Origin of the sequence: Streptococcus mitis (assembly GCF_026782895.1) — a bacterium.
GTDB lineage: Bacteria > Bacillota > Bacilli > Lactobacillales > Streptococcaceae > Streptococcus > Streptococcus mitis_CB.
Genome location: NZ_JAKUXJ010000002.1, coordinates 109,582 through 135,564 on the forward strand (window position 1 = coordinate 109,582; position 25,983 = coordinate 135,564).

General features: G+C 41.2%; 28 protein-coding genes. 20 read left to right on the plus strand and 8 right to left on the minus strand.

The annotated features are described in order from the left end of the window. The first annotated feature begins 149 nt into the window (after positions 1–149). Together MK480_RS02285 and MK480_RS02290 are read left to right on the plus strand one after the other, a co-directional pair. Positions 150–980 carry a glycosyltransferase gene (locus MK480_RS02285; RefSeq protein ID WP_268707143.1) on the plus strand — a complete coding sequence of 277 codons (831 nt, stop codon included), beginning with the start codon at positions 150–152 and terminating at the stop codon, positions 978–980. A gap of 85 nt (positions 981–1,065) precedes the next feature. Then, on the plus strand, positions 1,066–2,916 hold the full coding sequence (locus tag MK480_RS02290; protein WP_268707144.1) for a polysaccharide biosynthesis protein: 1,851 nt from the start codon (positions 1,066–1,068) through the stop codon (positions 2,914–2,916). 235 nt (positions 2,917–3,151) lie between these two features. Here the strand turns inward: MK480_RS02290 and MK480_RS02295 are convergent, their stop codons facing one another. Genes MK480_RS02295 through sdaAB form a run of 3 tightly spaced genes read right to left on the minus strand, consistent with a single transcriptional unit; the run spans position 3,152 to position 5,358 of the window. Beyond that, positions 3,152–3,784 carry an HAD family hydrolase gene (locus MK480_RS02295; protein WP_268707145.1) on the minus strand — a complete coding sequence of 211 codons (633 nt, stop codon included), beginning with the start codon at positions 3,782–3,784 and terminating at the stop codon, positions 3,152–3,154. A 21-nt stretch (positions 3,785–3,805) separates the two neighbouring features. Beyond that, positions 3,806–4,678: an L-serine ammonia-lyase, iron-sulfur-dependent, subunit alpha gene (sdaAA, locus tag MK480_RS02300; RefSeq protein WP_268707146.1), complete on the minus strand. Its 873-nt coding sequence runs from the start codon at positions 4,676–4,678 to the stop codon at positions 3,806–3,808. An 8-nt stretch (positions 4,679–4,686) separates the two neighbouring features. After that, positions 4,687–5,358, minus strand: a complete 672-nt coding sequence (gene sdaAB / locus MK480_RS02305; protein WP_000838909.1) for an L-serine ammonia-lyase, iron-sulfur-dependent subunit beta — start codon at positions 5,356–5,358, stop codon at positions 4,687–4,689. Positions 5,359–5,597: 239 nt separating this feature from the next. Between sdaAB and apf the strand changes: the two genes are divergently transcribed. Then, positions 5,598–6,248 carry an aggregation-promoting factor gene (gene apf / locus MK480_RS02310; protein WP_261046497.1) on the plus strand — a complete coding sequence of 217 codons (651 nt, stop codon included), beginning with the start codon at positions 5,598–5,600 and terminating at the stop codon, positions 6,246–6,248. 50 nt (positions 6,249–6,298) lie between these two features. Here apf and MK480_RS02315 read toward each other — a convergent pair whose 3' ends face one another. Next, positions 6,299–7,162: a helix-turn-helix domain-containing protein gene (locus tag MK480_RS02315; protein WP_261046496.1), complete on the minus strand. Its 864-nt coding sequence runs from the start codon at positions 7,160–7,162 to the stop codon at positions 6,299–6,301. A 332-nt stretch (positions 7,163–7,494) separates the two neighbouring features. Between MK480_RS02315 and MK480_RS02320 the strand changes: the two genes are divergently transcribed. The 7 genes from MK480_RS02320 (at position 7,495) to mnmG (ending at position 15,755) form a co-directional block, all read left to right on the plus strand. Beyond that, positions 7,495–8,082 (plus strand): hypothetical protein, encoded by a 588-nt coding sequence (locus tag MK480_RS02320; RefSeq protein ID WP_268707147.1) that lies wholly within the window; start codon positions 7,495–7,497, stop codon positions 8,080–8,082. A gap of 285 nt (positions 8,083–8,367) precedes the next feature. After that, positions 8,368–10,476 (plus strand): bacteriocin-associated integral membrane family protein, encoded by a 2,109-nt coding sequence (locus tag MK480_RS02325; protein WP_268707148.1) that lies wholly within the window; start codon positions 8,368–8,370, stop codon positions 10,474–10,476. Then, complete coding sequence (locus MK480_RS02330; RefSeq protein WP_261081808.1) at positions 10,473–11,102, plus strand: ABC transporter ATP-binding protein; 630 nt, start codon at positions 10,473–10,475, stop codon at positions 11,100–11,102. The genes MK480_RS02325 and MK480_RS02330 overlap by 4 nt, the downstream gene beginning before the upstream one ends. 592 nt (positions 11,103–11,694) lie before the next feature. After that, positions 11,695–12,816, plus strand: coding sequence for a tRNA 2-thiouridine(34) synthase MnmA (gene mnmA / locus MK480_RS02335; protein WP_061589649.1), 1,122 nt, complete (start codon positions 11,695–11,697; stop codon positions 12,814–12,816). 140 nt (positions 12,817–12,956) lie between these two features. Next, positions 12,957–13,412 carry an NUDIX hydrolase gene (locus tag MK480_RS02340; RefSeq protein WP_185757708.1) on the plus strand — a complete coding sequence of 152 codons (456 nt, stop codon included), beginning with the start codon at positions 12,957–12,959 and terminating at the stop codon, positions 13,410–13,412. Positions 13,413–13,420: 8 nt separating this feature from the next. Then, positions 13,421–13,852, plus strand: coding sequence for an NUDIX hydrolase (locus MK480_RS02345; protein WP_049543155.1), 432 nt, complete (start codon positions 13,421–13,423; stop codon positions 13,850–13,852). Then, the gene (gene mnmG / locus MK480_RS02350; protein WP_125454338.1) at positions 13,842–15,755 is read left to right on the plus strand and encodes a tRNA uridine-5-carboxymethylaminomethyl(34) synthesis enzyme MnmG; all 1,914 of its coding nucleotides are present in this window, start codon (positions 13,842–13,844) and stop codon (positions 15,753–15,755) included. The genes MK480_RS02345 and mnmG overlap by 11 nt, the downstream gene beginning before the upstream one ends. A gap of 137 nt (positions 15,756–15,892) precedes the next feature. Here the strand turns inward: mnmG and rnjA are convergent, their stop codons facing one another. Continuing rightward, on the minus strand, positions 15,893–17,572 hold the full coding sequence (gene rnjA, locus MK480_RS02355) for a ribonuclease J1 (protein WP_084887768.1): 1,680 nt from the start codon (positions 17,570–17,572) through the stop codon (positions 15,893–15,895). Position 17,573: 1 nt separating this feature from the next. Beyond that, positions 17,574–17,807 carry a DNA-dependent RNA polymerase subunit epsilon gene (locus MK480_RS02360; RefSeq protein WP_000639572.1) on the minus strand — a complete coding sequence of 78 codons (234 nt, stop codon included), beginning with the start codon at positions 17,805–17,807 and terminating at the stop codon, positions 17,574–17,576. A gap of 279 nt (positions 17,808–18,086) precedes the next feature. On the opposite strand from MK480_RS02360, the gene MK480_RS02365 reads away from it, so the two are divergent. Next, positions 18,087–18,302, plus strand: a complete 216-nt coding sequence (locus MK480_RS02365) for a hypothetical protein (RefSeq protein WP_045612409.1) — start codon at positions 18,087–18,089, stop codon at positions 18,300–18,302. 322 nt (positions 18,303–18,624) lie between these two features. Here MK480_RS02365 and cibB read toward each other — a convergent pair whose 3' ends face one another. Both cibB and cibA read right to left on the minus strand, forming a co-directional pair. Beyond that, complete coding sequence (gene cibB / locus MK480_RS02370) at positions 18,625–18,777, minus strand: fratricide two-peptide bacteriocin subunit CibB (RefSeq protein WP_125392848.1); 153 nt, start codon at positions 18,775–18,777, stop codon at positions 18,625–18,627. 1 nt (position 18,778) lies between these two features. Continuing rightward, on the minus strand, positions 18,779–18,964 hold the full coding sequence (gene cibA / locus MK480_RS02375; protein WP_049502599.1) for a fratricide two-peptide bacteriocin subunit CibA: 186 nt from the start codon (positions 18,962–18,964) through the stop codon (positions 18,779–18,781). Between the two features lie 177 nt (positions 18,965–19,141). Between cibA and tsaB the strand changes: the two genes are divergently transcribed. The 9 genes from tsaB (at position 19,142) to MK480_RS02420 (ending at position 25,904) form a co-directional block, all read left to right on the plus strand. Beyond that, positions 19,142–19,825 carry a tRNA (adenosine(37)-N6)-threonylcarbamoyltransferase complex dimerization subunit type 1 TsaB gene (gene tsaB / locus MK480_RS02380; protein WP_268707149.1) on the plus strand — a complete coding sequence of 228 codons (684 nt, stop codon included), beginning with the start codon at positions 19,142–19,144 and terminating at the stop codon, positions 19,823–19,825. Then, entirely contained in the window at positions 19,822–20,259 is a 438-nt protein-coding gene (gene rimI, locus MK480_RS02385; protein WP_153208777.1) for a ribosomal protein S18-alanine N-acetyltransferase, read from the plus strand. Before tsaB ends, rimI begins: the two co-directional genes overlap by 4 nt. Then, positions 20,249–21,259, plus strand: a complete 1,011-nt coding sequence (gene tsaD, locus MK480_RS02390) for a tRNA (adenosine(37)-N6)-threonylcarbamoyltransferase complex transferase subunit TsaD (protein ID WP_064276775.1) — start codon at positions 20,249–20,251, stop codon at positions 21,257–21,259. The genes rimI and tsaD overlap by 11 nt, the downstream gene beginning before the upstream one ends. A 103-nt stretch (positions 21,260–21,362) precedes the next feature. After that, positions 21,363–22,226, plus strand: a complete 864-nt coding sequence (locus MK480_RS02395) for an XRE/MutR family transcriptional regulator (protein WP_268707150.1) — start codon at positions 21,363–21,365, stop codon at positions 22,224–22,226. Between the two features lie 287 nt (positions 22,227–22,513). Then, positions 22,514–22,708, plus strand: a complete 195-nt coding sequence (locus tag MK480_RS02400; protein WP_000933465.1) for a peptide pheromone VP1 — start codon at positions 22,514–22,516, stop codon at positions 22,706–22,708. A 66-nt stretch (positions 22,709–22,774) separates the two neighbouring features. Next, positions 22,775–23,440 (plus strand): CPBP family intramembrane glutamic endopeptidase, encoded by a 666-nt coding sequence (locus tag MK480_RS02405; protein WP_125392850.1) that lies wholly within the window; start codon positions 22,775–22,777, stop codon positions 23,438–23,440. A gap of 71 nt (positions 23,441–23,511) precedes the next feature. Further along, positions 23,512–24,738: an MFS transporter gene (locus tag MK480_RS02410; protein WP_268707151.1), complete on the plus strand. Its 1,227-nt coding sequence runs from the start codon at positions 23,512–23,514 to the stop codon at positions 24,736–24,738. Between the two features lie 157 nt (positions 24,739–24,895). Continuing rightward, positions 24,896–25,591: an AzlC family ABC transporter permease gene (locus tag MK480_RS02415; RefSeq protein WP_261018506.1), complete on the plus strand. Its 696-nt coding sequence runs from the start codon at positions 24,896–24,898 to the stop codon at positions 25,589–25,591. After that, positions 25,581–25,904 carry an AzlD domain-containing protein gene (locus MK480_RS02420; RefSeq protein ID WP_000253936.1) on the plus strand — a complete coding sequence of 108 codons (324 nt, stop codon included), beginning with the start codon at positions 25,581–25,583 and terminating at the stop codon, positions 25,902–25,904. Before MK480_RS02415 ends, MK480_RS02420 begins: the two co-directional genes overlap by 11 nt. Positions 25,905–25,983: the final 79 nt, after the last annotated feature.

Consider the following 25,983-nt stretch of genomic DNA (forward strand, 5'->3'; position numbering starts at 1 on the left):
ACCTCTTCTAGCTGATTTTAATAACAGCTTATTTTAAGGCTTTTTCCCTATAATGTCAAGTAAGGTTTCTGGCTTTCAAGATAAAAATGGGAAAGTCTTGAAAATTATGATAAAATAGTGGAAGGAAATCTATACATTGGAGAAAAACTGTGTCTGAAAAGCAAAAAATCAGCGTATTGATGTCGGTCTATATCAAGGAAAATCCGACATTTTTAAAGGATGCTATTGAGAGTGTTCAAAATCAGACCCTGAAACCGAGCGAATTGGTTCTGGTTGAGGATGGGCCTTTGACACCTGAGCTCTATCAGGTATTAGACCAGCTTGAAGCTGAGTCTGATATTCCAGTGAAACGCTATCCTCTTGAGCAGAATCAAGGTTTGGGTCTGGCTCTTCGACAGGGTGTTTTGCAGTGTCAGTATGATATTATTGCCCGTATGGATACGGATGATATCGCTGTTCCAGACCGTTTTGAGAAACAGGTTCAGCTAATGGAGAAGAACAACCTCGACCTATTAGGTGGACATATTGCAGAATTTATTGACAATCCTGATGAGATTGTTTCTTACCGTCGTGTTCCAACCCAGCATGCAGATATTGTAGCTTATCAAAGGATGAGAAGTGCCTTTAACCACATGACTGTCATGTTCAAGAAGGACATGGTTCTCAAGGCAGGCAACTATGAGGATGGCCTTTATATGGAGGATGACCTCCTCTGGCTCAACATGATTGCTGCAGGAGCTAAGACTGGAAATCTGGATCAAATCTTGTGTAGGGTTCGTGTTGGAGCAGGGATGTTTGAACGTCGTGGGGGACTGCGTTACCTCAAACTCTATCGTCAGGCTCGTCAACGGATGCTGAAGCGAGGACAAATTTCTTACCTGGAGTACGCCAAGAGTGTTGCGATTCAGATGGTGGTTGCTCTTTGTCCAGGATTTGTCAGACAGTTTATTTTTATGAAACTGTTACGAAAAAGCAATTAAAAGATTGTAGCAAGTCGTAAACTAGAGAAAAAGTGTTATAATAACAATATAACTATTCGGCTCTTTTAAGGAGGAGTAAATTTCTATGAATAAAAAACTCACAGATTATGTGATTGATCTGGTGGAAATTTTAAATAAACAACAAAAACAGGTTTTCTGGGGAATATTTGATATTTTGAGTATGGTGGTTTCCATCATTGTATCTTATATTTTATTCTACGGCTTGATTAATCCAGCACCTGTTGACTACATTATCTATACGAGTTTGGCCTTCCTGTTCTATCAATTGATGATTGGATTTTGGGGGTTGAACGCTAGTATTAGTCGTTACAGCAAGATTACGGATTTCATGAAAATCTTTTTTGGTGTGACTGCCAGCAGCGTCTTGTCATATAGTATCTGCTATGCCTTCTTGCCACTTTTTTCAATCCGTTTCATCATTCTCTTTATCTTGTTGAGTACCTTCTTGATTTTATTGCCACGGATTACTTGGCAGTTAATCTACTCTAGACGCAAAAAAGGTAGTGGTGATGGGGAACACCGCCGTACTTTCTTGATTGGTGCTGGTGATGGTGGGGCCCTCTTTATGGATAGTTACCAACATCCAACTAGTGAATTAGAACTTGTCGGTATTTTGGACAAGGATTCTAAGAAAAAGGGTCAAAAACTTGGTGGAATCCCTGTTTTAGGTTCATATGATGATCTGCCGGAATTAGCCAAACGCCACCAAATCGAGCGTGTTATCGTTGCGATTCCGTCGCTTGACCCGTCAGAATATGAACGTATCTTGCAGATGTGTAATAAGCTGGGTGTCAAATGTTACAAGATGCCTAAAGTTGAAACCGTTGTTCAGGGACTTCACCAAGCAACTACTGGGTTCCAAAAAATTGATATTACGGACCTTTTGGGTCGTCAGGAAATTCGTCTTGACGAATCGCGTCTGGGAGCAGAACTGACAGGTAAGACAATCTTGGTTACAGGTGCTGGTGGCTCAATCGGTTCTGAAATCTGTCGCCAAGTTAGCCGTTTCAATCCTGAACGCATTGTCTTGCTCGGTCACGGGGAAAATTCAATCTATCTTGTATATCATGAATTGATTCGTAAGTTCCAAGGAATTGATTATGTGCCAGTGATTGCAGATATTCAAGACTATGACCGTCTGTTGCAAGTCTTTGAGCAGTACAAGCCAGCTATTGTTTATCATGCGGCGGCCCACAAGCACGTTCCTATGATGGAGCGCAATCCAAAAGAAGCCTTCAAAAACAATATCCGTGGAACTTACAACGTTGCTAAGGCTGTTGATGAAGCCAAAGTACCTAAGATGGTAATGATTTCGACAGATAAGGCGGTTAATCCACCAAATGTTATGGGAGCAACCAAGCGCGTGGCTGAGTTGATTGTCACTGGCTTTAATCAACGTAGCCAATCGACCTACTGTGCAGTTCGTTTTGGGAATGTTCTTGGTAGCCGTGGTAGTGTGATTCCAGTCTTTGAACGTCAGATTGCTGAAGGTGGGCCTGTAACGGTGACAGACTTCCGCATGACCCGTTACTTTATGACCATTCCAGAAGCTAGCCGTCTGGTTATCCATGCTGGTGCTTATGCCAAGGATGGGGAAGTCTTTATCCTTGATATGGGCAAACCAGTCAAGATTTATGACTTGGCTAAGAAAATGGTCCTTCTAAGTGGACACACCGAAAGCGAAATTCCAATCGTTGAAGTTGGAATCCGTCCAGGTGAAAAACTCTACGAAGAACTCTTGGTGTCAACCGAACTGGTTGATAATCAGGTTATGGATAAGATTTTCGTTGGTAAGGTTAATGTCATGCCTCTAGAAGCCATCGATCAAAAGATTGAAGAGTTCCGAACTCTCAGCGGAGATGAGTTGAAGCAGGCTATTATTGCCTTTGCCAATCAAACAACCCACGTTGAATAAAAAAGAAAACGCATATTATCAGGTCAGTACAGAAGAACCTTGGTAATATGCGTTTTGTTATGTGTAAACTTGCTTCATTTTATTCTGATACTCAATGAAAATCAAATAGCAAACTAGGAAGCTAGGAAGCTAGCCGTAAGTTGTTCAAAGCACAGCGTTGAGGTTGCAGATAGAAACTGACGTGGTTTGAAGAGATTTTCGAAGAGTATGAAATAGAGTCGTTACTCAGTCTATGTTATTGAAAATACCCCAAAACGTCTAAGGGTTTATGGGCGATATAATCAGGCTGATAGTTGAGCAAGTCTGATTGCTCTCCAAATCCCCAAGTGACGGCCAATTTCTGAATGCCTGTTTCTTGAGCTCCCAGCATATCAAACTTGGTATCTCCGATGATAATGGCTTGTTCTGGTTCTAGTTGATGTGTCTGCAAGGCTTGGCGAATGACATCCGCCTTATGGGGTGCTTCAGGGCTGGAACCATAAATGCCATCAAAGAAATGATAGATTCCCAAGTTTTTAGTCATGTCTTGAGCGGTTGGGGTATTCTTTGTAGTGGTGATATAAAGAGGGTAATTGCTCGATAACTTCTCAAGCAAGTCTACAATCTGAGGAAAGAGTTGAGCTTCATGGATGCCTTTTGCCTTGTAGTAAGAACGGTATATCTGGACAGCCTTAGAAATTTGGTCTTTGGGAAGGCAGGTCGCAAAACTACTTTCAAGAGGCGGTCCCATAAAACCACGAATAGTTTTGGCATCAGGGCTAGGCACCCCCAGCTCCTTAAAGGTATGGGTAAAGGCATTGTGAATCCCGATAGAACTGTCAACGAGGGTTCCATCCAGATCGAAAAAGATAGCTGTGATAGAGGTCATGGTTTCTCCTATTTTGATAAGTTATTCTCCGAAAATTTCTTTTTGGAGACGACGACCAGTAGGGGTGGCAGCGAGTCCACCTTCAGCTGTTTCACGAAAGGCAGTTGGCATACTTGACCCTACTTGGTACATGGCATCAATCACCTCATCCACAGGTATTTTAGATTCGATACCTGCCAGGGCCATGTCTGCTGCGATGAAGGCAAAGCTAGCTCCCATGGCATTACGTTTAACACAGGGAACTTCGACCAAGCCGGCAACAGGGTCACAGATGAGGCCTAGCATATTTTTAATGACAAAGGCAATGGCCTGACTGGCCTGATAAGGTGTTCCACCGGCAGCTAGAGTTAAGGCTGCAGCACTCATAGCAGAGGCCGAACCAACCTCGGCCTGACAGCCACCTTCAGCACCTGAGATAGAGGCATTGTTTGCGATGACTAGTCCAAAGGCACCGGCAGCAAAGAGGAAATCCAATTGTTGCTCGTGGCTGAGGTCTAATTTTTCAATAGCAGCAGTGAGAACGGAAGGCAGACAGCCAGCACTTCCAGCGGTAGGAGTGGCACAAACCAAGCCCATTTTGGCATTGTGTTCATTGACTGCGATGGCATTTCGGGCAGCCGAGAGAATCGTGTAATCTGACAGAGTTTTTTCGTTTTTGATGTAATGATCCAATTTGGCAGCATCTCCACCTGTCAGGCCACTACGAGATTTATTTTCATTGAGGCCAAGTTGGACAGAGGCTTTCATGACTTCCAGATTACGTTCCATGAGAAGGAAGACTTCTTCACGTTCGCGACCGGTCAATTCAAACTCTGTTGTAATCATAAGTTCTGCGACATTTCCTTGAAAGTCCAGTTCTGCCTGCTCGACCAATTCTTTGATAGAATAAAACATGCTTCCTCCTATTTAAAGAAATTGACATTGTGGAGATGAGGGATTTTTCGAATTTCTTCGATAGCCTCATCACAGTTGCGACTGTCAACTTCGATAATCATAATGGCTTTTTCACCAGCTTTTTCACGAGTAACGTTCATCTGGGCGATATTGATATCATAGCGGGAAAGAGCCTCCGTAACAAGGGCAATCATACCTGGAATATCTTGATGAACGATGATGATCGTCGGTGTATTCATATTGAGAGAGACGGCAAATCCATTGAGTTCGGTTACCTGAATATTCCCTCCCCCGATAGAAATACCAGTCACGCTGATGGTCTTGTGAGCATTTTTGACGGTAATTTTAGTGGTGTTTGGGTGAGGGGCATTGCTGTCTTTCTGAATGGTCCAGACAATCTTGATGCCACGTTTGTGGGCAATTTCCAGGCTGTTTGGGATCTCAGGATCATCTGTATCCATGCCCAAAATACCTGCAACAAGGGCTAGGTCTGTTCCGTGACCACGATAGGTCTTGGCAAATGAGTTAAAAAGTTGGAATTCGACTTCTGTCGGAGTATCGTCAAAGATCGAAGAGACAATCTTCCCAATACGAACAGCACCAGCGGTATGACTACTAGACGGGCCAATCATAACTGGTCCGATGATATCAAAGACAGATTGAAAACGAAGTGATTTCATCAGTTTCCCCTTATAAAAATTCTTATCTCTATTATATCAAAGAATGAAGGTCTTGGCTTTAATTGTGGATGAAAACCTTTTTACACTACAAATAGCATAAAAAAGCATCTTTTGTAACAAAAAATAGCTTATTTAGGGAAATAAAAAATAATTTTGTAATATTTCTACATAAAAGTGTCAAGAAACAGTAATATTTAAAGGGTATGATAGAAGTATAGAAAGAAGGAGAACTTTTAGATATGAAATCAACAACTAAAAAGATTAAAACAACTCTTGCAGGAGTAGCTGCCTTGTTTGCAGTATTTGCTCCATCATTTGTATCTGCTCAAGAATCATCAACTTACACTGTTAAAGAAGGTGATACACTTTCAGAAATCGCTGAAACTCACAATACAACTGTTGAGAAATTGGCAGAAAACAACCACATTGACAACATTCATTTGATTTATGTTGGTCAAGAGTTGGTTATCGATGGCCCTGTAGCACCAGCTACAACACCAGCGCAAACTACTTATGCAGCACCAGCTGCTCAAGATGAAACTGTTTCAGCTCCAGTGGCAGAAACTCCAGAAGTAGCAGAGGAAGCAGCTCCAGTGGCAAGCGCACCTGCAGCAGAAGAAACAGTTGCTTCAACAGAAGTTTCAGCACCAGCTGCAACTGTAAGCGGATCTGAAGCAGAAGCTAAAGAATGGATCGCTCAAAAAGAATCAGGCGGTAGCTACACAGCTACAAACGGTCAATACATCGGACGTTACCAATTGACAGATTCATACTTGAACGGTGACTACTCAGCTGAAAACCAAGAACGTGTAGCAGATGCCTACGTTGCAGGACGTTACGGTTCATGGTCAGCTGCTAAAAACTTCTGGCTTAACAACGGCTGGTATTAAGAAATAACGAACAGAATAATTTGAAAAAGTCGAGGAAATCCCTCGACTTTTTATATTTCCTTTGGTTGATAATAGATCTCCACTTCTTTTTTGAGAAAGGATAGAATGGAAGTTTCATCGGTCAGCTCTAGAAGGGAGAACCCTTTTTGGATAAGTTTAGCATCATCCCTACAAATCCCAATACGGACATAGCAGATAGCAAGCATATCGTAGCTTTTTTTGTTCTTGGCATCCTCCAATAAAGTGTAGCAGATTTGTTGACACATGTTTTTGTCTTGATGATATAAGTAAATGGTGGAAAGGTTGAGTAGGATTGCCATTCGCAAGTCATATAGATGTTGATAGTTTTTATAGACTTCTAAGCGTTGCAAGATCTTTTCAGTGATGAGATGGAGGTGTTCAATGGGAAAACTGAAAAGGATGGTATTAAGGATTTTTAGATCATTTTCATACCATGTATCTTGTTTTTCAATTTTTTCCCAAAGCTTTTTGATAGTCTGTTTCACTTGGCCTGACAGTTGCTCTACACTATGTTGACGGATATGAATGACAACTTCCAGCATATCCCTGATTACTTCTATAGGCAGGTCGTGGTGGGTCTTGAGGTAGTCTTGGCATGTTTCAAAAAAATTGACTAGACCGTTGCTACCAATGATGGAATTCATATTGAGATAAGTTTGCATGATTTCTGTCCGTTGGCTCGGTTGATAGAGATGGCAGATATAGTCAAACTCTTCAAAACTCATATTCATTTGCCGGAGAAGAAAATCCATATTTTCATATTTAGGAGTCGCCTTACCACTTTCAATCTTTGATAGGCTAGTTCTTGAGAGGACATTTCCACAGACCTCTTCTTGGGTCAGCCCCTTTGACTCACGTATTTCTTTATAGACCTTTCCAAAATCATAACGCATGATTTTCTCCTTTTCGTGAAAAAAGTTAACAAACAATAAAATCCTATTAAAAATATTGTATCATAGTAATATAAAAAGTAGAAAATAAAACTAAAATAAGCTTGTGGAAAAGCTTGGTGTAATTTTAAAATGGTCTTAACAGTACTATGATGTAGCTAGAAAAGGGGTGGAAAAATGTTTAAAAATAAGGAACTTTTTCGAGTAGTCATGATATTTGTGATAGGAATTATCCTAGTTTTAATGACACCAGTCTTATTTAAAGTTGTGATGGAACTATTCTCAAAATAAATAGGTCTTTGTTTAGGTGGAGTCGTGAATCAGGAGGTTAAGTGATGAACTACAATTTAAAATATATCTTATCAGGAATATTTATCCTAGTCTTTATAGGTTTCCTAGTCTGGATGCGTTATTTTAATCAGAAGAAGGAAGAAGAGCATTCAGATGTGTCTTTTGAAGCGAGGTTAGATAGTGAGGTCAAGGACTTATATAAACAACTAGGATTGGGTGAGGAACCTCACTATTTCTTAGCCTATCGCTACCTACACCCGTGGTTTAATTTAGCGATTTTACCACCAACAGTTGAAATTTTCTTAACTAAAATAGCGTTGGTGATGGTGACCCCAGATGAACTGCTGATAAGAAATCTTGGAAATGGGATGACTTTCATCAGTGAGCATCATCGCGATTTGCGGCAAGGACTTATCCGCATTCCAAAATCAGAGATGAAAGAATTTAAGATTCGCAACTGGAAAAGAGTTTTTGTATTGGGTGATTTTTTGACAATTAAAACAAGCCAACATAGCTATTATTTACAGGTTAGAGATGATGGACTTCAAAAAGGAAGTCTTTCTACCAAACATTTCTCCGACTTGAAACGACAAGATTTTCTAGGATTATTAACAGATAAAAGAACATTCTGATTGACAATTGCCCTAGTTGTTTATTTTAAACTTTACAAATAAGCTCTAAACACTAGAATCCCTTTAGAAAGGTAATTCCTATGAAAAATAAAATTTTAATCATTGTTTATCTTTCAGCCTCGCTGTTCATCAGTTTTGTAATCTTTTCACTTTTACATATTGATTTTAAATGGTGGATAACTCTGGCTATAAGTGCAGGATTTATTTACACCTACTTAAAATTTAGTAAAAAATAAAAATTACCTGCACCTATCTTACTTTCGTCTCTTCACGGGAGGTATCTCTATGAAAAAAATCAGTTATCTTTGTATGTTTCTGCTGTTGCTGTGTACCACTTTTTTTGTTTTTAATGTAAACTACACACGTGAGGCGGTTCGGATTCGGGAAATGGGAAAGACTGTAGATTCTTTGGATTTGTACTTGAAAGATATTAACGAACCTGCAGCGTCTGTTCTTCGATTTTTTGAGGATGTATCAAAGGAGTACAAAGTCTCCATCATCAAAACAGACAGTGGTGATGAGGTAATCAAGTCTGGTGTTTTTGATAAAGATACCTTCCCCTACCAAGAGTTTGGGATTTCTTCTCTTGATTTTACCACAGATGGTGAAGGAGTCTACAGTAATAAAGAAATTTCTAATAAACTTGGTACGATTCCGACCTTTCTAAAAGCCAAGCCTATTCAGCTTATGACTTTTCAAACCTATATCAAGGATACATCTCGTAGTTTAAATGGTCGCTATACGATAACTTCTACACAAGAGATGGATAAGGATAGGATTGTACAGAAATGGAGCGGTTTTTTCAATATAGACCAGGCTACCTTGCTAGAGCCTACCTATAAAAGTGCAGTGGAAGTCATAAATCGAGATTTGCTTTTATCTGCCATTGTTTTTGTCTTGGCTATTTTACTTCTTGTGTTAGTAACAGTTTATCAGCCGATGATGGAGATGAAACGAGTGGGGGTTCAAAAGTTACTTGGTTTTCAAAGTAGGGCGATTTTGGCTGGTTTTGTAAAGACTAATTTTTATCTTCTCTTGGGTGGAAGTCTTGTCATTGACTTGGGACTATTTTTAGTGCTGGACTACAGGCCAAAACTTCTGTTCCCAAGTTTACTCTTATCCCAATTTCTGCTTTTACAGTTGTATTTGTTCATCAGTTGGCTGACCTACCTGATGATTCAGAAAATGACAGTTAGTTCCATGTTGAAAGGTTTTTCATCTGTCAAACTTGGTCTCATCTTCAATTATGTGATGAAAATTGGAACCACCATTTTATTGACGGTTTTACTGATTGGGGTAGGCAGAAGTTTAGAACAAGAAAACAAAGAACTTGCTTATCAGCAACAGTGGGTAAGCCAAGGGAATTACTTGACCTTAGAAACCTTCCAACTCAATGATAACCTGTGGCAAGAAGAGCTAGCAGGGTCAGGGAAATCTACAGATTATTTCTATCAATTTTATCAAGATTTGCTAGCAAAAATACAAGTAAACTATGTGCGAAGTGCGAGTCTTCCTATCAAACCAGTCATCAAAGCTGAACAAGTACAGCAGTACCAACTGCCTGATAAGGTAGATGTTTACTATGCTAATAGCAATTTTCTAAAGAGCAAGGGATTCAAGTTACCAGATACCAGCACTAAAAAAGTTATTTTGATGCCAGCCAGTGATAAAGGACAAGAAAGTAAGAATCAGTTCTTGGGAAAATCCATAGCCTATCTTTCTCTGAGGTATGAAGATCAGCAAAAGCAAACAATAGAAGATATGGATGTAGAAATTGCCTACTATGAAGGAGATTGGTCTTTCTTCCCTTATAATAATGAGCGAAAGGAAAACCTCCACAATCCAATCATTAGTCTGGTAAATGATCAAGACATGATGTGGGAAGAAAAGACTCGCTTGTCAACGACAGGTTTAAACAACCCGATGAAAGTTGAAAATACAGAACAAAATCAAAAAGTGATTACGGAGTTAGTTGAGAAATTATCAGATGGGAATTATTTAAAATTTTCATCGCTTCAAGCCATTCAAGAGGAGATGATCGATACCTATCGGGATTCTGTTCGTAATTTTAACGTTCTTTTTGCCTTATTTGCTCTTCTCAGTATGATTGTCTCCTACTTTTTACTCGTTACTACTTTCTTGTTGAAGCGCAGGGATATCATTACCAAGAAGTTTATGGGGTGGAAACTGGTCGATCGCTACCGCGCTCTCTTAGTTCTGCTCTTGCTGGGCTATAGTCTCCCTCTTCTAGTCTTGATTTTCTTTGCCCATGCGTTCTTGCCACTTCTGCTGTTTGCAGGTTTTACATGTTTGGATATACTATTTGTGCTAGCCTTGGCTTCTAGGATGGAGAAAAAAAGTCTAGTAGAGTTATTGAAAGGGGGCATCTTATGATTGAGTTGAAAAATATTACCAAAACCATTGGGGGAAAAGTGATTTTGGATAACTTGTCTCTCAGGATTGGTCAGGGGGATTTAGTTGCCATCGTTGGAAAAAGTGGCAGTGGTAAGTCGACCTTGTTAAATTTATTAGGTTTGATAGATGGTGAATATAGCGGACGGTATGAGATTTTTGGTCAGACAAATCTAGCGGTCAATTCTGCCAAGTCGCAAACAATAATCCGTGAACATATCTCTTATCTGTTTCAAAATTTTGCCCTAATTGATGATGAAACGGTCGAGTACAATCTCATGCTGGCGCTGAAATATGTGAAATTGTCCAAGAAAGACAAGCTCAAAAAGGTGGAAGAGATTTTAGAGAGAGTAGGTTTGCCAGCTACTTTGCATCAAAAGGTCTCCGAGTTGTCTGGTGGTGAACAACAACGAATTGCAGTTGCTAGAGCCATCTTAAAACCCAGCCAGCTGATTTTAGCTGATGAACCGACAGGTTCGCTGGATCCTGAAAATAGAGATTTGGTCTTGAAGTTTCTCTTGGAGATGAATCGAGAGGGGAAAACAGTCATTATTGTGACCCACGATGCTTATGTAGCCCAACAATGTCATCGTATCATTGAATTGTAAAAAATACAGAAATCTTATCAAAAATCTTTAAATTTAAGGATACCTTTAAAATTTAATTTTAAAACACTCATTTATCAACATTTTTGATTGATAAAAATAGGAAATCGGTTGTTTTTGGGAGATTCCCTAAAATCACCTCCTAACCACACGTACTAAAAAGATACTTCCTATGGAAATCGTATGACTCTGAAGCTTCGAATAGTTCAGTTTTCATGATTTTTATGCTATTCTAGCTTTAAAATCCTTCAGAACGTAAAATTTTAAGCAGTCAAAGACTTAGAATATCCCTAAAACATTTATTTTATGGCAATTCTAAACGTAGAATTGCGTGGATATGTATGGATTTAATCTGTTCGATAGTTAGGACAGCTCTATTCTGGGAAATCTGAGCGATCAATGGTTTAGAACAGCATTTCAACAATGGATTTTGTTGAAGGATTGATTATTTTATAAGAGAGGTTGGTCGATTATCAGCCTCTTTCTTGTCTTCTCTAACCAAGCATGTTATAATGAATACTGCTCAAGCGACCTTCAATCGTTGAAGCACACACGACCTTCAATCGTGAATAAACGAATAGATGGGAGACTTACCATGAGTGATAACTCTAAAACACGTGTTGTCGTGGGGATGAGTGGTGGTGTTGATTCGTCGGTGACGGCTCTTTTGCTCAAGGAGCAGGGCTACGATGTGATCGGTATCTTCATGAAGAACTGGGATGACACAGACGAAAACGGCGTCTGTACGGCGACCGAAGATTACAAGGATGTGGCTGCGGTGGCAGACCAGATCGGCATTCCTTACTACTCTGTCAATTTTGAAAAAGAGTACTGGAACCGCGTTTTCGAGTATTTCCTAGCGGAATACCGTGCAGGGCGCACGCCAAATCCAGACGTTATGTGCAACAAGGAAATCAAGTTCAAGGCCTTTTTGGACTATGCTATGACCTTGGGGGCAGACTATGTGGCGACTGGGCATTATGCTAGAGTAGCGCGTGATGAGGATGGCATCGTTCACATGCTTCGTGGCGTGGACAATGGCAAGGACCAAACCTATTTCCTCAGCCAGCTTTCGCAAGAACAACTCCAAAAAACCATGTTTCCACTGGGACATTTGGAAAAACCTGAAGTTCGCAGACTCGCAGAAGAAGCAGGACTTGCGACTGCTAAGAAGAAAGACTCGACAGGAATTTGCTTTATCGGAGAAAAGAACTTTAAAAACTTTCTCAGCAACTACCTGCCAGCTCAGTCAGGGCGAATGATGACAGTGGATGGCCGTGATATGGGCGAGCATGCAGGCCTTATGTATTATACAATTGGTCAGCGTGGAGGCCTCGGTATCGGTGGGCAACACGGTGGTGACAATGCCCCTTGGTTCGTTGTCGGAAAAGACCTAAGCAAGAATATTCTCTATGTAGGACAAGGATTCTACCATGATTCGCTCATGTCAACCAGCCTAGAGGCTAGTCAAGTCCACTTTACTCGTGACATGCCAGAGGAGTTTACGCTCGAATGTACGGCTAAATTCCGCTACCGTCAGCCTGATTCTAAGGTGACCGTCCATGTCAAAGGAGACAAGGCAGAGGTTATCTTTGCAGAACCGCAACGCGCCATCACACCAGGTCAGGCAGTTGTCTTTTACGACGGGGAAGAGTGTCTAGGTGGTGGTTTGATTGACAATGCTTACCGCGATGGACAAGTTTGTCAGTACATTTAGATTGACAAATTTTCTCAATTTGCTACAATAATAAAAGCAATAGAAATGATGGTCAAAGCTCATGGATGTTGCAGGCTTTTTTGTCCTGCACTTCTTTGGAGTTTTGACTGTTTTTGTGTCGTTTAGAGGAAAGGACAAGAATGACTCAACAAGACTTTCGGACAAGAGTAGGAAATACGGTTTTTGGAGTTCGGGGGACAGCCTTGATTGTCCAAAATCGCAAGCTCCTAGTCACCAAAGATAAGGGCAAGTATTACACTATTGGCGGTGCGATTCAAGTCAATGAAAGAACGGAGGACGCGGTAGTTCGTGAAGTGAGGGAAGAACTGGGTGTCAAAGTTCAAGCTGGGCAACTAGCTTTTGTTGTTGAAAATCGTTTTGAAGAAGATGGTGTCTATTGGCACAACATCGAGTTTCATTATCTGGTGGACTTGCTTGAGGATGCCCCATTGACCATGCAGGAAGATGAGAAAAGGCAGCCTTGTGAGTGGATTGATTTGGATCAGCTTAAGGGTATCAATCTAGTTCCAGCCTTTTTGAAAACAGCCCTGCCAGATTGGGACGGCCAACTAAGACACATCCATCTTGAGGAATAGGAGAGAAAATAATGGTTAAGCTTATTGCCCATGTACTTGTTCATAGTGGTGATGATTATTTGCTCATTCAGCGTTCGGAAATTAAAAGAGGACAACCCAATGTTTATCCAACTTACTGGGATATTCCTGGTGGCGGGGTTGAAAAGGGTGAAATTCCGCGAGATGGAGCTCTTAGAGAATGTATTGAAGAAGCGGGAGTTAGGCTAGATAGCAGTTTGCTCAAACTTCTTCACGAAGATAGTCAACTGGATACCTCTAAGGATACTGTCTTTACTCGCTTAGTTTATAAAGCAGAGTGGGTTGGGGAGAAGCCAATTATCAGATTAGATCCTGAAGAGCATACGCACTTTAAATGGGTTACTATGGCTCAAGCTCTAGAGGAGGAGAAGTTAGTTCCTTATTTACGAGAAATTTTTGAAAGGTTAAGAAATGACATATAATTTTACTGAAGAATACGATATTATTGTAATTGGTGCGGGACATGCTGGGGTAGAAGCATCCCTAGCTGCTAGCCGTATGGGCTGTAAGGTCTTGCTTGCGACTATCAACATTGAAATGCTGGCTTTCATGCCTTGTAACCCCTCTATCGGTGGTTCTGCCAAAGGGATTGTTGTGCGTGAAGTTGATGCCCTCGGTGGCGAGATGGCCAAAACCATTGACAAGACTTACATCCAGATGAAGATGCTCAACACAGGGAAGGGGCCAGCTGTCCGTGCCCTCCGTGCGCAGGCTGACAAGGAGCTTTACTCTAAGGAAATGCGCAAGACGGTTGAAAATCAAGAAAATCTGACTCTTCGTCAGACCATGATTGATGAGATTTTGGTTGAAGACGGCAAAGTTGTCGGTGTACGTACAGCGACCCATCAAGAATATGCTGCCAAGGCTGTTATCGTGACGACAGGGACTGCACTACGTGGGGAAATCATCATCGGAGACCTCAAGTATTCATCAGGTCCTAACCACAGCTTGGCTTCTATTAACCTTGCTGACAATCTCAAGGAACTGGGCCTCGAAATTGGTCGTTTCAAGACAGGAACGCCTCCACGTGTCAAGGCTTCTTCTATCAACTACGATGTGACCGAGATTCAGCCAGGAGACGAAGCGCCTAATCATTTCTCATACACTTCACGTGATGAGGATTATGTCAAAGACCAAGTGCCATGCTGGTTGACCTATACCAATGGTACCAGTCATGAAATTATCCAAAATAACCTCCACCGTGCGCCTATGTTTACAGGTGTAGTCAAGGGAGTGGGACCTCGTTACTGCCCATCGATTGAGGACAAGATTGTGCGCTTTGCGGACAAGGAACGCCACCAACTATTCCTTGAGCCAGAGGGACGCAATACTGAGGAAGTCTATGTTCAAGGACTTTCAACCAGTCTGCCTGAGGATGTCCAGCGTGACTTGGTTCATTCCATCAAAGGTTTGGAAAATGCAGAGATGATGCGAACAGGTTATGCCATTGAGTATGATATGGTCTTGCCTCATCAGTTGCGTGCGACACTGGAAACCAAGAAAATCTCAGGACTTTTCACTGCTGGTCAGACAAATGGGACGTCAGGTTATGAAGAGGCAGCAGGCCAAGGGATTATCGCGGGTATCAATGCGGCTTTGAAAGTCCAAGGCAAGCCTGAGTTGATTTTGAAGCGCAGTGACGGTTATATCGGGGTCATGATTGATGACTTGGTGACCAAGGGAACCATTGAACCCTACCGTCTCTTGACCAGTCGTGCTGAATACCGTCTCATTCTCCGTCATGACAATGCTGATATGCGTTTGACTGAGATGGGACGTGAGATTGGCCTTGTGGATGATGAACGTTGGGCTCGCTTTGCAATCAAGAAAAATCAATTTGACAATGAGATGAAGCGCCTAGACAGCATCAAACTCAAGCCAGTCAAGGAAACCAATGCCAAGGTTGAGGAGATGGGTTTCAAGCCGTTGACAGATGCAGTGACAGCCAAGGAATTCCTTCGCCGTCCAGAAGTTTCTTATCAAGATGTGGTGGCTTTCATCGGACCAGCTGCAGAGGACTTGGATGACAAGATTATCGAATTGATTGAAACAGAAATCAAGTACGAAGGCTATATTTCCAAAGCCATGGACCAGGTTGCTAAGATGAAACGCATGGAAGAAAAACGTATTCCAGCCAATATTGACTGGGATGACATTGATTCTATCGCAACCGAAGCCCGTCAGAAGTTCAAACTCATCAATCCAGAAACCATCGGCCAAGCCAGCCGTATTTCGGGAGTAAACCCAGCAGATATTTCTATTTTGATGGTGTATCTTGAAGGTAAAAATCGTAGTATTTCTAAAACTCTTCAAAAATCAAAATGATACGTCGTCGGCTTCGGCTCACCTAACTTAAGTTATGCTTTCGCCTAGCCTTCTAGTCTGCTTTCGATTTTTATTGAGTTTTAATCTAAAAAGAAAGCATAGAAAAAACAGCTCCGAAGACGGGGCTGTTTTATAATTTATTCTTCATCTGGTGTGAGGATCATAGGGATGATAATCGGTTCACGTTCTGTATTTTCATAAAGGAAGGGGCGAATAGCGTTGACAATGGCACCATTGACTGATTGCACGCTAGCATCCTTATTTTTCAGTGCGATACGAATTGCATTGAAGAGGATGCGCTGGCTTTGGCGAATCAAGTCGCCAGACTCTCTCATGTAGACAAAGCCTCGGCTGAGGATGTCTGGGCCAGACAGAATCATCTGCGATTTGAAGTCAACAGTTGCGACTGCCAGAACGACACCGTCTTCAGATAGATCACGACGATCTTTGAGGACAGCTGCGCCGATTTCACCGATACGATTTCCATCGACATAGATATCTTGGGCGTTGAAATGACCTGCGATACGAGCTGAGTCAGCAGTAAGGGCAAGCACATCACCATTGCTCATGATAAAGATATTGTCCTTCTCAACACCAGTATCCACTGCTAGCCCAGCGTGGACTTTTTGCATGCGGTATTCACCGTGGACAGGCATGAAGTATTTTGGCTTAATCAAGCGGAGCATGAGTTTTTGCTCTTGCTGGCCACCGTGTCCAGATGTATGGATATTGTTAACCTTACCGTGGATAACTTCGACACCAGCTTCAGAAATGATGTTAATCAGCTTGTTGACGCTAGTAGTATTTCCAGGGATTGGACTTGAAGAGAAGATAACGGTATCACCTGGTTGGAGTTGTACCTGACGGTGGGTTCCGTTGGCGATACGAGAGAGGGCTGCCATCGGCTCACCTTGACTACCTGTACAGAGGATAAGAATCTCGCCTGCAGGGTAGTCTTTGATTTCATTTGGCTCGATAAAGGTTCCTTTTGGAGCTTTTATGTAACCAAGCTCAATTCCGTTGATAATAGCCTTTTCCATAGAACGGCCAAAGACCGCAATCTTACGTCCTGTCTTAACAGCAGCTTCTGTTGCTTGTTGGAGACGGAAGATATTTGAGGCAAAGGATGCAAAGATGATACGTCCTTCGATGCCTTGTATAATCTTCATGATGGACTGACCAACAACTTTTTCAGAGTTGGTAAAGGTTGGTACTTCCGCATTTGTTGAGTCAGATAGAAGACAGAGAACACCTTCTTCGCCCAGCGCAGCCATACGGTGCAAATCTGCTGGTTCACCAACTGGTGTTAAGTCAAACTTGAAGTCACCCGTACAGACAATTTTCCCTTGAGGAGTATGAATGACAATTCCCAAAGGCTCTGGAATAGAGTGAGTCGTTCTAAAGAAAGTTGCCTTGAGATTTTTAAAGGTCAACTCAGTGTTGTGGTTGATTTCGTAAAGTTTGGCGTTGCGCAAGAGGCCGTGTTCTTCGAGTTTCCCACGAATCAAAGCCAAGGCAAGTGGTCCAGCGTAGATCGGGACATTTGCTTGCTTGAGCAGGAATGGAATCCCACCGATGTGGTCCTCGTGTCCGTGGGTAATCAAAACAGCCTTGACGCGGTCGATATTGTCCACGATGTATGAGTAGTCAGGAATGACGTAGTCGATACCCAGCAAATCATCTTCTGGGAATTTAATCCCAGCATCGACGATGATAATCTCGTCTTGGTATTCAATTCCGTATGTGTTTTTCCCGATTTCTCCCAGACCACCGATGGCAAAAACGCCGACTTCTTCAGGTTTAAGAGTATAGGCCATATTAGAACTCCGTGATTTCGAAGGCGCCAGTTTCTTTTTCGTAATCTAGCAATTTGTCAGACAAGAGTTCGATATACTCGATATTGTACTCTGGGCGATTTTCTTCGACAAGTTGGCGAGCAGCGATACGACCCTCAAGTTCTGAGCTGGCATCGATGTCTAGGTAAAGTGCGCGTGTTGTTTCACGGCGTGGGCTACGTTCTTTTGTTTCTTGATAAAAAACTTTGTAAATCATATAGTTCCTTTCTATTTTACAGGTCAGCTTATTCCAAACTTTTAGCATAGATTTGCTTGATTTCATTCCATTTTGTGTCTAGATTGACCTTGATTCGTTACAATTATTTCAATTATACCACAAAATGAAAAATTAGTAAAAGATGGAAACGAGAAAGTCATATAAGCACCTAAAGGTAAGCGTTTGCAAAAATAAAGAAAATATGTTATCTTGATAATGGAAGTGAAATTTATCGTTTGTCATAATTCCATATAGTTTTTAAGTCAAGGAGGTTGCCCTATGTATAACTTATTTGCTTTTGCTATCGGAGTTCGCTTGGTAGCTTTTATTGCTTTTGTTGCTTGCGTTTATGCGGGGAATCTTCTATTTGCCAAACTGGAACGACGACAAACCAAGTTCTTGTGGAAAATTACTTTTGTGACTCTCTACTCGCTTTTTCTCCTCCTCGTAACCTATGTCGTTTGGTTTGTATTTTACTTTGGATTAAATGCTTAGATGCCCTGCTCATGCTGGGGCATTTTTGTTTGGGGGTAAAAGACAGTAGATTCATGACACGAAAATTCCACCCCTTCTATCAAGATGAGGTGGTCTTTGAATTTTTCTAAAATGACATGACAATGGAATTTTCAAAGCTTATTATTTTTATGGTAATCATTGTTCTGCTCAAAAATAGAGTTGAAGCATAAAAATAAAACAATACAAACAGATAAATCGAATGGTAAAGGGATAGTAGTAATGTTTAAATCATTGAGAATGCTGAGAAAACTGTAAGAGATGAAGACAATAAAATTTATCCTTCTAAAAATGTGTTTTTTATCTAGCATGACTTAGCAAACTTTTTACGGAGATCTTTCCCAATGGTATAAGCTGCCATAAATAAAGCGATACCAACACCTACACCAAAACCACCCTTGATTTCTTGCAATTCCTTATTAGAAATTTCACGATAGTTGTTCAAATCTTTCATCATATTAATCCCCTCCTAAAAAATAACCAGCTGCTAAGCCAGAACCTACAAGTGCGGCTCCACCTGCAATAGCTTTCCAAGATACTGCTACTCCAAAGATAACCAAGGGAGCGAGACCGCCATCAATATCTGATAATTCATTTTCAGATAGGGATAAAAATTGATTGTCAAGAACGTCAAAATTTGTCATTGAACTTTCCTCCTTTTTTCTTGTTCACTTTTATATTCGGAAAAGAAAAGGAAAAGTGAGCATTTTTTAAATTATTTTTTAGCTAAGTATAGGCATTTTTGTTTGGGAATAAAGAAAATTCCCATGTGCCAGCTTTTGTAGTATAATAGTAAGCAGACAAAAAGATAGGAATGTGTTATGAAAGTATTAGCTTTTGATACGTCCAGCAAGGCTCTTTCTCTCGCTATTTTAGAGGACAAGCAGATTCTTGCCGAGACGACGATTAATATTAAGAAAAATCACAGTATTACCCTTATGCCTGCCATCGATTTTTTGATGGCAAGTTTGGATTGGACACCCAAGGATTTGGACCGAATCGTGGTGGCGGAAGGGCCAGGTAGCTACACAGGTTTGCGAATCGCGGTAGCAACTGCCAAGACTTTGGCTCATACCCTGAACATTGAGTTAGTTGGTATGTCTAGCCTCTTGGCTCTGGTGCCCTACCAACAAGAAGGCTTGTTCGTTCCCTTGATGGATGCGCGTCGCAACAATGTTTATGCAGGATTTTATGAAAATGCCAAACCTGTCATGCCAGAAGCGCACCTATCTTTTGAAGAGGTGTTAGAGAAAGTTAAGGGTGCTAGTCAGGTAACCTTTGTCGGAGAAGTTGCCCCCTTTGTGGAGCAGATTCAAGAACACTTGCCAAGGACTAATTACAAAGAAACCTTGCCTAATGCAGCCACTCTTGCTCTTTTGGCTTGGGATAAGGAAGCAGACTCCTTGCATGATTTTGTGCCGAACTACCTCAAACGTGTTGAGGCTGAGGAAAACTGGCTCAAGAACCATACCGAGTCTGGCGAGTCTTACATTAAACGCCTATGATAGAAATTAAACGAATCCAACAGCAGCCTGACTTGGCTCAAGCCATCTACGCTGTTATGATAGCTGTTTACCCAGTCAGCCCTTGGACGCTGGAGCAAATCCAAGCAGACCTGTCCCAAGACCAGACTTGGTATGCTCTGGCTTATGATGGGGCAGAAGCGATTGGCTTTCTAGCCGTGCAGGAGAATCTTTTTGAAGCAGAAGTCCTGCAAATCGCTGTCAAACAAACCTATCAGGGTCAGGGAATTGCGTCAACCTTGTTTGCTCAATTGCCGACAGATAAGGAGATTTTCCTCGAAGTCAGAAGTTCAAATCATCGAGCGCAAGCATTTTACAAGAAAGAAAAGATGGCAGCCATCGCTGAGCGAAAGGCCTACTACCATGATCCAGTCGAGGACGCCATCATCATGAAGAGAGAAATAGATGAAGGATAGATATATTTTAGCATTTGAGACATCCTGTGATGAGACCAGTGTCGCCGTCTTGAAAAACGACGATGAGCTCTTGTCTAATGTCATTGCTAGTCAAATTGAGAGCCACAAACGTTTTGGGGGCGTAGTGCCAGAAGTAGCCAGTCGTCACCATGTCGAGGTCATTACAGCCTGCATCGAGGAGGCGTTGGCAGAAGCAGGGATTACCGAAGACGATGTAACAGCTGTGGCGGTTACCTATGGACCTGGCTTGGTGGGAGCTTTACTAGTTGGTTTATCAGCTGCTAAGGCCTTTGCTTGGGCACATGGACTTCCGCTGATTCCCGTTAACCACATGGCTGGTCACCTTATGGCAGCTCAGAGCGTGGAGCCTTTGGAGTTTCCCTTGCTAGCCCTCTTGGTCAGCGGTGGACACACAGAGTTGGTTTATGTTTCTGAGGCTGGTGACTACAAGATTGTTGGGGAAACGCGAGATGACGCGGTTGGTGAGGCCTATGATAAGGTCGGCCGTGTCATGGGCTTGACCTATCCTGCAGGTCGTGAGATTGATGAGCTAGCTCATCAGGGACAGGATATTTATGATTTTCCTCGTGCCATGATTAAGGAAGATAATCTGGAGTTTTCATTCTCAGGTTTGAAGTCTGCCTTTATCAATCTTCACCACAATGCCGAACAAAAGGGAGAAAGCCTATCTACAGAGGACTTGTGTGCTTCCTTCCAAGCAGCTGTCTTGGATATTCTTATGGCAAAAACCAAGAAGGCTTTGGAGAAATATCCTGTTAAAACTCTAGTTGTGGCAGGTGGCGTGGCAGCCAATAAAGGTCTCAGAGAACGCCTAGCAACTGAAATTACAGATGTCAAGGTCATCATTCCACCTCTGCGTCTCTGTGGAGACAATGCAGGCATGATTGCCTATGCCAGCGTCAGCGAGTGGAACAAAGAAAATTTTGCAAGCTTGGACCTCAATGCCAAACCAAGCCTCGCTTTTGATACCATGGAATAAAGAGTCAGCTTAGGGCTGGCTTTTTTGCTCTCTTAAATGTCAGAATATTTTGACAAAACTATAAAAATGATGATATAATATCTAAACAATAGGAGGTGGTGAGATGATTGAGAGAATGGAGTTGGGAGAATTTTACAAGGAATTACGCTTGGCGAGAAAGCTCAAGCAGTCAGATGTGGCTTGTGCTGGACTAACAGCCTCTCAGTTGTCCAAGTTTGAACTAGGACAGTCTATGCTGTCTGCGGATAAGCTAATCCTAGCTATTCAAGGGATCAATGTGACCTTTGATGAATTTGGGCACAAGCTCAACAACTATCAAGAATCCCTACATATGCAGATTGGTAGAAAGGTTGTGGATCGCTTTGCCCACCAAGATATAGCTGGTTTAGAGCAACTATTAGAGGAGGTCAAGCAAGAACAGATGGCGCAGACCTATCGTCGTTTGAATGCTATTGTGATTAAAAATGCCATCCATTCCTTAAATAAGAGCTATCTGCTAACAGAGGAGGATAGCGAGTTTTTGACTACCTATCTCTATGCTATTGAATCTTGGACCTGGTTTGAACTCTATCTTTTTTGCAATACCATGCCCTTCTTGAGCAACCAAGATTTGATATTTTTATCGACCGCTTTAATTGAGAAATCTAAAGAATTTAAAGAGTTAGTACACAATCGGTTGTATATGAAGCAAGGACTCTTAAATATCTTATCAGAACTCATGGAGCGTAAACTTTTCTCCTACATCCCAATCTTTGAAGCCGAGTTGGAGAGCATGTTGCGGCCGTATGATGTTTTTGAGAAATTATTGTGGCAATTTTTAAAGAAAATGAGTGTTTTCCTTCAAACTAAGGGAAGGAATCAAAAAGAGATTGAATACTTTATCCAATCTCTGCAAGTATTAGAAAATTCACAATTGATAGTCCTTTTTGAATTGCGTTTGAAGCAATTCAAAGAGCTCATCGATTAGTTAGAAATGGCAAAATGATAATAATATCAGCAACGATTGTCAATAATGTTAAAATTTGTTTCTTCATAGTTGCTACACTCCTTAATTAGTAATAACTTTATTATACCAGTGAAATAATCAAATCTACCAAAATCGCAAATCTGAAATTTCTATAAGAAAAAATATCAAATATGCGATTTTCTAAAATAAGCCAATTTCCGTGTTATACTGTCCTTGTAAAACATTTGAAGCAAATCCTAGGTCGCAGAAGTGGTTTACAAATGAAGATAATTGAAGGAGTGTAAAAGATGTTAAATTTACAATTTGCAGAAACAATGGAATTGACAGAAGCTGAGTTGGAGAAGGTTTATGGAGGAGATCTTGTGTATCTTGGCAATATCCCAAGCGGTGCATGGGGAGGGTTCGGGACACCTTGGTCAATCACTAATTTCTGGGAGAAAAATTTTAACCATGATTCTTCCACTGTTAATCGTCGTCGTTGATATTTAAAGCCCTTGCCTTTGTTTGGGTTAGGGCTTTCTTTATTTCGTAATATAGGAGAAAATAGGATGAAAAAGATAATCTCACGCTACTACTTTATTATAGCTATTCTACTAGTTGTTGCTGACCAGTTCTTCATTCGTTTGCTTTTACATAGCGATCTTGCTGCTGGTTTATCCGACTTTGCCTATTATTTGTCGGATATGCTGTTAAATTTTCTTGTGGTTCTGCTTGCTTTTATTGTTATGGTTTGGTCAGGGAAATGGCAGAAAATTAACAGTAGAAAATTTAAAGGTTCCTATCTTTTCTATTCCTTCCTAGCTCTTCTTGCTTTTGTTGTTTGGAATTTCGTCACCTTTTTTCTTTTTCCGCCTACCAAAAATGCAATTTCTTATCAACTGGATGTTCCTACTTTTACAGGAGCTACAGCATTTTTGATGTATTTTTTCTATCCTGTGATTGCAGGTCCCATTTTTGAAGACATGATTTATCGTGGATTAGTGATGACTGCTCTGGAAAAAGGAAAGAAGTGGGGACTGGATGTGCTTGGCTCAGCTATATTATTTGGAATTTTGCACATTAGTAATCACGGTTGGGTTTTGACAGACTTTTTCGTATATATGGGTGGTGGTCTCATATTTGCAGTCTTATTTAGAGTGACAAAGTCCATTTATTGGCCTATTGGGCTGCACATAGTCTACAATGGTATTGGTCAGCTTTTGATGTTACTGTAATTTTGGTTGTTAGTAGTATCGCGGTCTATCCTTGGGGAAAGCTTCCCATTTGAATTTAAAAAGGAGTTGTGATGAAAGTATTTCTTCAAAATAGAAATTTTAGGCAATTAACCATCAACCAGTGGATTTCAACGGTTGGGGATACGATTTTTTATTTGGCTTTTTTGAATTATGTAGCAGATGCGTCTTTTGCCCCTTTGGCGGTTTTACTTATCACGATTTCAGAAACCCTTCCCCAAGTTCTACAAATCTTTCTGGGAGTTTTGGCGGATTTTCAACATCATCGTGTCCTAAAATATACAATTATTAGTTTTGCAAAATTTTTGCTTTACTCTATAGTGTCCCTATCGCTTTCAGGGCAGTCTTTCTCCTTGTTGCTAGTAGCATTTATTTGTCTTATTAACCTCTTGTCTGACACATTGAGCTATTTTTCAGGCGCTATGCTGACTCCGATTTTCATTAGAATTATTGGGCAAGACCATCTGGCAGAAGCTATTGGGTTTAAACAATCAACTGTTAGTTTAGTGAAAACAATCAGTAATATTCTAGGAGGAGTCTTACTAGGTATTCTATCTATCCAGTTTATTTCCTTACTGAACGCTCTTACCTTTTTAATCGCATTTTTAGGTATCCTTTTCATAAAAACTGACCTCTTGAAAGTAGAAAAAACGATTAGCTATCAAGAAGGACTCTCTGTAAAATCCTTTTGCCAGCATTTGCTCCAATCATCGAAATTGATATGGAAGATGAATCAGGTACTCTTAGTTTTGTTTATTATCTCTATTAGTCAAGCAGTGATAAATGTTACAGTTCCTGTCTCTACTCTGTTTTTGAGGAATCAGCCCTTTTTGAATTTACAAACAGGTCAATCTCTTGCCTTGTTATCCACTCTTGAATTAGCAGCCCTGATTGTCGGAAGCCTTGTGAGTGACTATCTGAAAAATACGATTTCTATAAAAACAGCTCTATATGCCTCGCTTATTATCCAAGTACTCCTTCTAGTTGGATTTGCAACAGTTCGTTTCGACTGGCTTCTCATCTTTAGTGCCTTGGATGCCTTTTTCGCAGGTGTTCTCTCTCCTCGATTACAGGAACTCGTTTTTAAACAAATACCTGAGGAGTCAATGGGAGCAGTTCAATCCTCTATCGGCACTATCACGGTTGTTTTACCTAGCTTATTTACAATAGCTTTGGTAACCATTGCTACTAGCTTTGGAACTCTGGCAGTTAACTTTGTTTTATTGCTATTTCTTCTAGTTGTCTTTGCCATGCTACTACATATTAGTGAAAATGTTTAGCAGAGAATTTGTATAATATATGTTTGAGACTGGACTACCAGTCTTTTATAATGGCCACAATCAGCAGACTTTTTTCTCTTTCCTGAATGTGTTATAATAGTCCATGCTGTGGCTGGAGCCTTTTCAGCCCATTTATTAAGACAATATGAGGAGAAAGATGAAAGAAAAAGGATTTTGGGAGGGGGCGCAGGCAGCCATGCCAACGGCCCTTGGTTATGTCAGTATCGGGCTGGCCTGTGGGATTATTGGTGCGCCTTATGTGACACCTGTTGAGATGGGCTTGATGAGCCTCTTTGTTTATGCTGGGAGCGCCCAGTTTGCCATGTTGGCCTTGATTGCGGTTCAAGCTCCTGTGGCAGCTATTGCTATGACGGTCTTTTTGATCAATTTGCGTCTCTTTTTGTTGAGCTTGCACGCATCAACCTATTTCCGTCATACCAGTCTCTGGCAAAATATCGGTATGTCTAGCCTCTTGACAGATGAGACTTATGGTGTTTTGATGGGCGAATTGGCCCATACAGACAAGGTCAATCCTATGTGGATGCACGGAAACAATCTCAACAGCTATGTGGCTTGGTTTGTGGGGACAGTTGTCGGAACGGCTCTGGGTGGTCTGCTGCCAAATCCAGAAATCTTTGGCTTGGATTTTGCCCTGGTTGGGATGTTCATTGGAATTTTTGCTTCGCAATTCCAGATTATGCAAAGACGGATTCCTGTCCGCAATCTGCTTATTATTCTAGCAGTTGTTGCGGTGTCCTTCTTTTTACTCTTGGCAGTGGTGTCTCAGTCATTAGCTGTTCTGTTTGCGACGCTACTTGGTTGTACAATGGGGGTGGTTTTAGATGGTCAGTAAGTATCTTTTATTAGCAGTTATTTTCTCTGGCTTGGTTACGTGGATTCCCCGTATGATTCCCTTCATCTTGGTCAAGTATAAGGGTTTGCCTGCAATCGTTGAGCGTTTTTTGAAGTTCTTGCCCGTTTCTATTATCTTTGCCTTGATTCTTTCAAGCGTAGTAACAGGTAAGGTTGGGAGCCTTCCTCAAATCAAATGGCTGGATTTCTTAGCCGTCTTTCCAACAGCTTGGGTAGCCTTTCGTTATCGCAATCTAGTCGGAACAGTTCTCTTTGGAGTGGTCTTAATTGCAGTCTTGCGTTTGGTCTTTTAATACTCTTCGAAAATCAAATTCAAACCACGTCAGCGTCGCCTTACCGTACTCAAGTACAGCTTGCGGCTAGCTTTCTAGT

Excerpts from the sequence above, each read along its gene's own strand:
- MK480_RS02290 (WP_268707144.1), top strand. The coding sequence starts at position 1,066 with ATGAATAAAAAACTCACAGATTATGTGATTGATCTGGTGGAAATTTTA.
- MK480_RS02295 (WP_268707145.1), bottom strand. The coding sequence starts at position 3,784 with ATGACCTCTATCACAGCTATCTTTTTCGATCTGGATGGAACCCTCGTT.
- sdaAA (WP_268707146.1), bottom strand. The coding sequence starts at position 4,678 with ATGTTTTATTCTATCAAAGAATTGGTCGAGCAGGCAGAACTGGACTTT.
- sdaAB (WP_000838909.1), bottom strand. The coding sequence starts at position 5,358 with ATGAAATCACTTCGTTTTCAATCTGTCTTTGATATCATCGGACCAGTT.
- apf (WP_261046497.1), top strand. The coding sequence starts at position 5,598 with ATGAAATCAACAACTAAAAAGATTAAAACAACTCTTGCAGGAGTAGCT.
- MK480_RS02315 (WP_261046496.1), bottom strand. The coding sequence starts at position 7,162 with ATGCGTTATGATTTTGGAAAGGTCTATAAAGAAATACGTGAGTCAAAG.
- MK480_RS02320 (WP_268707147.1), top strand. The coding sequence starts at position 7,495 with ATGAACTACAATTTAAAATATATCTTATCAGGAATATTTATCCTAGTC.
- MK480_RS02325 (WP_268707148.1), top strand. The coding sequence starts at position 8,368 with ATGAAAAAAATCAGTTATCTTTGTATGTTTCTGCTGTTGCTGTGTACC.
- MK480_RS02330 (WP_261081808.1), top strand. The coding sequence starts at position 10,473 with ATGATTGAGTTGAAAAATATTACCAAAACCATTGGGGGAAAAGTGATT.
- mnmA (WP_061589649.1), top strand. The coding sequence starts at position 11,695 with ATGAGTGATAACTCTAAAACACGTGTTGTCGTGGGGATGAGTGGTGGT.
- MK480_RS02340 (WP_185757708.1), top strand. The coding sequence starts at position 12,957 with ATGACTCAACAAGACTTTCGGACAAGAGTAGGAAATACGGTTTTTGGA.
- mnmG (WP_125454338.1), top strand. The coding sequence starts at position 13,842 with ATGACATATAATTTTACTGAAGAATACGATATTATTGTAATTGGTGCG.
- rnjA (WP_084887768.1), bottom strand. The coding sequence starts at position 17,572 with ATGGCCTATACTCTTAAACCTGAAGAAGTCGGCGTTTTTGCCATCGGT.
- MK480_RS02360 (WP_000639572.1), bottom strand. The coding sequence starts at position 17,807 with ATGATTTACAAAGTTTTTTATCAAGAAACAAAAGAACGTAGCCCACGC.
- MK480_RS02365 (WP_045612409.1), top strand. The coding sequence starts at position 18,087 with ATGTATAACTTATTTGCTTTTGCTATCGGAGTTCGCTTGGTAGCTTTT.
- cibB (WP_125392848.1), bottom strand. The coding sequence starts at position 18,777 with ATGATGAAAGATTTGAACAACTATCGTGAAATTTCTAATAAGGAATTG.
- cibA (WP_049502599.1), bottom strand. The coding sequence starts at position 18,964 with ATGACAAATTTTGACGTTCTTGACAATCAATTTTTATCCCTATCTGAA.
- tsaB (WP_268707149.1), top strand. The coding sequence starts at position 19,142 with ATGAAAGTATTAGCTTTTGATACGTCCAGCAAGGCTCTTTCTCTCGCT.
- rimI (WP_153208777.1), top strand. The coding sequence starts at position 19,822 with ATGATAGAAATTAAACGAATCCAACAGCAGCCTGACTTGGCTCAAGCC.
- tsaD (WP_064276775.1), top strand. The coding sequence starts at position 20,249 with ATGAAGGATAGATATATTTTAGCATTTGAGACATCCTGTGATGAGACC.
- MK480_RS02395 (WP_268707150.1), top strand. The coding sequence starts at position 21,363 with ATGATTGAGAGAATGGAGTTGGGAGAATTTTACAAGGAATTACGCTTG.
- MK480_RS02400 (WP_000933465.1), top strand. The coding sequence starts at position 22,514 with ATGTTAAATTTACAATTTGCAGAAACAATGGAATTGACAGAAGCTGAG.
- MK480_RS02405 (WP_125392850.1), top strand. The coding sequence starts at position 22,775 with ATGAAAAAGATAATCTCACGCTACTACTTTATTATAGCTATTCTACTA.
- MK480_RS02410 (WP_268707151.1), top strand. The coding sequence starts at position 23,512 with ATGAAAGTATTTCTTCAAAATAGAAATTTTAGGCAATTAACCATCAAC.
- MK480_RS02415 (WP_261018506.1), top strand. The coding sequence starts at position 24,896 with ATGAAAGAAAAAGGATTTTGGGAGGGGGCGCAGGCAGCCATGCCAACG.
- MK480_RS02420 (WP_000253936.1), top strand. The coding sequence starts at position 25,581 with ATGGTCAGTAAGTATCTTTTATTAGCAGTTATTTTCTCTGGCTTGGTT.